Source organism: Aedoeadaptatus nemausensis (assembly GCF_903819165.1).
Lineage (GTDB): Bacteria > Bacillota > Clostridia > Tissierellales > Peptoniphilaceae > Aedoeadaptatus > Aedoeadaptatus nemausensis.
Genome location: NZ_CAIJCS010000065.1, coordinates 1 through 3,696, shown reverse-complemented (window position 1 = coordinate 3,696; position 3,696 = coordinate 1). Strand labels below are relative to the sequence as shown.

4 protein-coding genes and 1 pseudogene are annotated in these 3,696 nt (G+C 31.6%); all 5 read left to right on the top strand.

Translation table 11 applies throughout. The annotated features are described in order from the left end of the window. Nucleotides 1-228 (top strand): annotated as a pseudogene (locus tag PEPTYR26121_RS08925) (recombinase family protein); the annotation flags it as partial. Continuing rightward, nucleotides 221-1,780: a recombinase family protein gene (locus PEPTYR26121_RS08920; protein ID WP_180501076.1), complete on the top strand. Its 1,560-nt coding sequence runs from the start codon at nt 221-223 to the stop codon at nt 1,778-1,780. The pseudogene PEPTYR26121_RS08925 and the gene PEPTYR26121_RS08920, both read left to right, overlap by 8 nt. A 391-nt stretch (nt 1,781-2,171) precedes the next feature. Continuing rightward, complete coding sequence (locus PEPTYR26121_RS08915) at nt 2,172-2,495, top strand: PadR family transcriptional regulator (RefSeq protein ID WP_019117232.1); 324 nt, start codon at nt 2,172-2,174, stop codon at nt 2,493-2,495. Further along, nucleotides 2,488-3,024: a DUF1700 domain-containing protein gene (locus PEPTYR26121_RS08910; protein ID WP_180501074.1), complete on the top strand. Its 537-nt coding sequence runs from the start codon at nt 2,488-2,490 to the stop codon at nt 3,022-3,024. Before PEPTYR26121_RS08915 ends, PEPTYR26121_RS08910 begins: the two co-directional genes overlap by 8 nt. 14 nt (nt 3,025-3,038) lie before the next feature. Further along, the coding region (locus PEPTYR26121_RS08905) for a DUF4097 family beta strand repeat-containing protein (protein ID WP_180501072.1) at nt 3,039-3,696 on the top strand (658 nt) is incomplete at its 3' end.

Genomic DNA, 3,696 nt, shown 5'->3' with positions numbered 1-3,696 from the left:
TTAGGAAACGAAATCTATCCCAAGATAATAGATAGAGAGAGCTTTGAAAAGGCAGGTCAAATGTTAAAGGAAAGGGCAGTGGCCATGGGACGAGTTTGGGAAAAGGAAGAGAAGATTATTAAAGTTCCTTGTAAGTTTAGGTATAAAGAGGAAGGAATTCTACCAATAGATCCCTTTGAACGAGCAAGCCACCAGTACAATTTAATCGAGGCGATAGATGATGAATAGTAAGGTTATAGTAATACCAGCGAAGAAGAAAAAAGGAAATTCCATCAAGGAATCAGAAAAGAAGAAACTGAGAGTGGCAGCTTACGCGAGGGTATCAACAGATAGCGATGAACAGGCAACTTCTTATGACACTCAAGTAGACCATTACACAAACTATATTAAGAAAAATCCAGATTGGGAATTTGCGGGAGTTTTTTCTGATGAAGGAATCAGTGGAACTTACACCAAGAAAAGAGCTGGCTTTAATAAAATGATTGAAGAAGCCATGGAAGGAAATATCGACTATATCATTACAAAGTCCATATCAAGGTTTGCTAGAAATACCCTGGACTGCTTAAAGTATATTCGTAAACTAAAAGAAAACAACATCCCAGTCTATTTTGAAAAAGAAAACATCAACACCATGGATGCCAAGGGAGAAGTCCTCCTTACCATTATGGCATCTCTTGCACAACAGGAAAGTCAATCCTTATCGCAAAATGTGAAGTTGGGATTTCAATACAGATTTCAACAAGGTCAAGTGCAAGTAAACCATAATAGGTTCTTAGGCTATACAAAAGACGAAGATGGAAAACTTGTCATCGTTCCTGAAGAAGCAAAAATTATAAAAAGGATCTACAGAGAATATTTAGAAGGAGCAAGCCTACGAGATATAAAGGGAGGACTAGAGAAAGACAAGATAGTAAATGGAGCAGGAAATAGGAAGTGGCATGTATCAAACCTCAATCAAATATTAACTAATGAAAAATATATGGGGGATGCCCTCTTACAAAAGACCTACACAGTGGATTTCCTAAATAAGAAGAGAGTAAAAAATGATGGGATTGCTCCTCAATATTATGTAGAAAATAGCCACGAAGCCATCATACCTAAAGAAATCTTCATGCGAGTTGGGGAAGAAATGGATAGACGAGCTAATATGGTAAGTGGAAAAGGAAAAAGAAGAATTTATTCCAGCAAATACGCACTTTCAAGTATTGTCTATTGCTCTAAATGTGGGGATATTTACAGAAGAATTGCTTGGAACAACAGAGGGAAGAAATATACTGTTTGGAGGTGTTGCACAAGAGTAACCCATGGACCAGAAGCATGTGAAGCAAGAACCATAAGAGAAGAAGACCTACAAGAGGCAGTGGTAGAAGCCATTAATCAACTTATATCTGAAAGCAGTGAATTAAAAGAAATAATAAAAGAGAATATAGAAAAAGCCATCACAGGTAATGGAAGTAGCAGAATCAAAGAAATAGACCAAGAAATGCTAAAAGTTCAAGAAGAACTTTTAAAAGTAGCTAATGCCAAGAAAGATTATACAGAGCTTGCAGACAGAGTGGAAGAATTAAGGAATGAAAAAGAAAAGATACTTCTAGATTTAGCGGAGGAGAAGAATGAACAAAGCAGACTAATTCAATTAGAAGAGTTTTTAGACAATCAAGAATTAGATTTAGAAAGCTATGATGAAGAATTGGTGAGGAAACTTATAGAGAAGATAGTTGTTAATGATGAAAAGCTTAAAGTAATATTTAAATCTGGACTGGAAGTTCAGATTGATTAGTAAACAGCTCATATTATTGGGCTGTTTTGCTTTATATTATACATGATATATGACCTTCTCTAAAATTGGATTGAAAGTTCAATTTATGGTTTTGTATGAATAAATATTGTTTTAGATATTAAATATAAGTCGGTTTAAGAAAATTGTAAAAAATAGCATTTTATTTTTTTCATGATAAGGACATCTAGATATATCCACATCAGGAGATCTTAATGTTATATAACATATAATATAAAAACTAGCTGCTAATATGAAGACATCAGTTGTCAAAATGAGAATACTAAGAAAAATGCAATTAAGCTATTGACGACTAATACTATACGGCATATAATATAGACAAGGATACTATATGACATATAGCATAATAGATTTAAAAGTGAGGTGATTGGGATTGTTTGAAATAGATACTCGAGTTTTAGAGCTATGTGTTTTAATAGCAATCGATAAAGAAGATACCTATGGGTACAAGTTAACCCAGGAGTTATCAGATGAATTTAATATTTCAGAATCTACCGTTTATCCAGTATTAAGAAGGTTGCAAAAATCCAATTATCTTGCAACATATAATAAATCCATAAATGGAAGAAGTAGGCGATATTACACTTTAACGGACGATGGAAAAAAAGAATTGGAGAAGCAATTAGAAAGCTGGTCAAAGTATAAAAATACAGTAGATGATTTTATTATGAAAAGTAAGGAGGGTAGAGATGATTAGGAAATCTTTTTTACAAACTTTGGAAAAAAAATTAAAGAAATTTGATAACAAAGAAAGAGAAGAGGCAATTCTATTTTACTCAGAGTTATTTGATGAAATGAATTTAGCGGATGAAGATCAAATACCAAATCAATATGATGTAAATAAAATTGCCAAGGATTTAAATTTATCTATGAAAATAGATAACTGGGAAGATGAAAATAGTTCGATTAAGAAAATTTTTAAAGGGATACCAATAATTACCTTAAGTATTTTATCACTACCAACAATTTTGGTAGGATTAATAGTATTCTTGGCTTTATTGTTTACAGCTATTTTTTTAATAGCTGCTACTTATTTCACGGCAATCTTATTTGTTATTGGAACAGTAAAAAATTTCTTTTTAGGTGGATTTTCGATAGCAAGTTTATTTTTGCTACTGGGAGTAATACTTTTAGTTATTTCAGCAACAGGGATATTGATTGAAATAATTAACCTAATTGGGAAATTAATAATAAAAAGAATCAAGGAAAGAAATATCAATAGTTAGAAAGGGGTTTTAATATGAAAAAGAAATTATGGATTACCTTGGCATTAGGTATGGTTTTAACTCTTGTCGGATGCAATATGGGAGGAAAGCTGAACCTAAAATTATCTGAAGATGAATATTATATTGACAAAAATGGGTTAGATCCTGTAGTGGCATCTAGTTATACAGGAACAGAAACATTTGAAAAAATCAAAGAATTACAAATTGATACAAATATTACAAATATAGAGTTAATATCCAATACAAGTGAAAATTACAATGTAGAGATTGAAAATTTAAAATCAGACTATGTGAGTCCTATAGAGGTCGAAGAAAAAAATGGCGTAATTAGTATCTCTAACAAGCTATTAAAACAAAAACCAATAGGAATACTAGACGAAGAATCATCTAAATTGAAATTGGTAATTGAAGGACCTATCGAAAACATAGATAAAATTTCTATAAATGATAGAGTTGGTTCAATAGGTATTAAGAATGCAACGCTTAAGAATGTAGGGATTAAGGGTAATGCAATTGATGTTGACCTTACTGATTCAACGATTAACAAATTAAATCTTGATTTAGAATTATCAGATTTAAGTATGAGTTCTACAAATATTAGTGATAGTAAACTAAATTTAAATAAATCTCGAATCTTTGGAGAAAAAAATGAGTTTAAAGGAGATAATATAT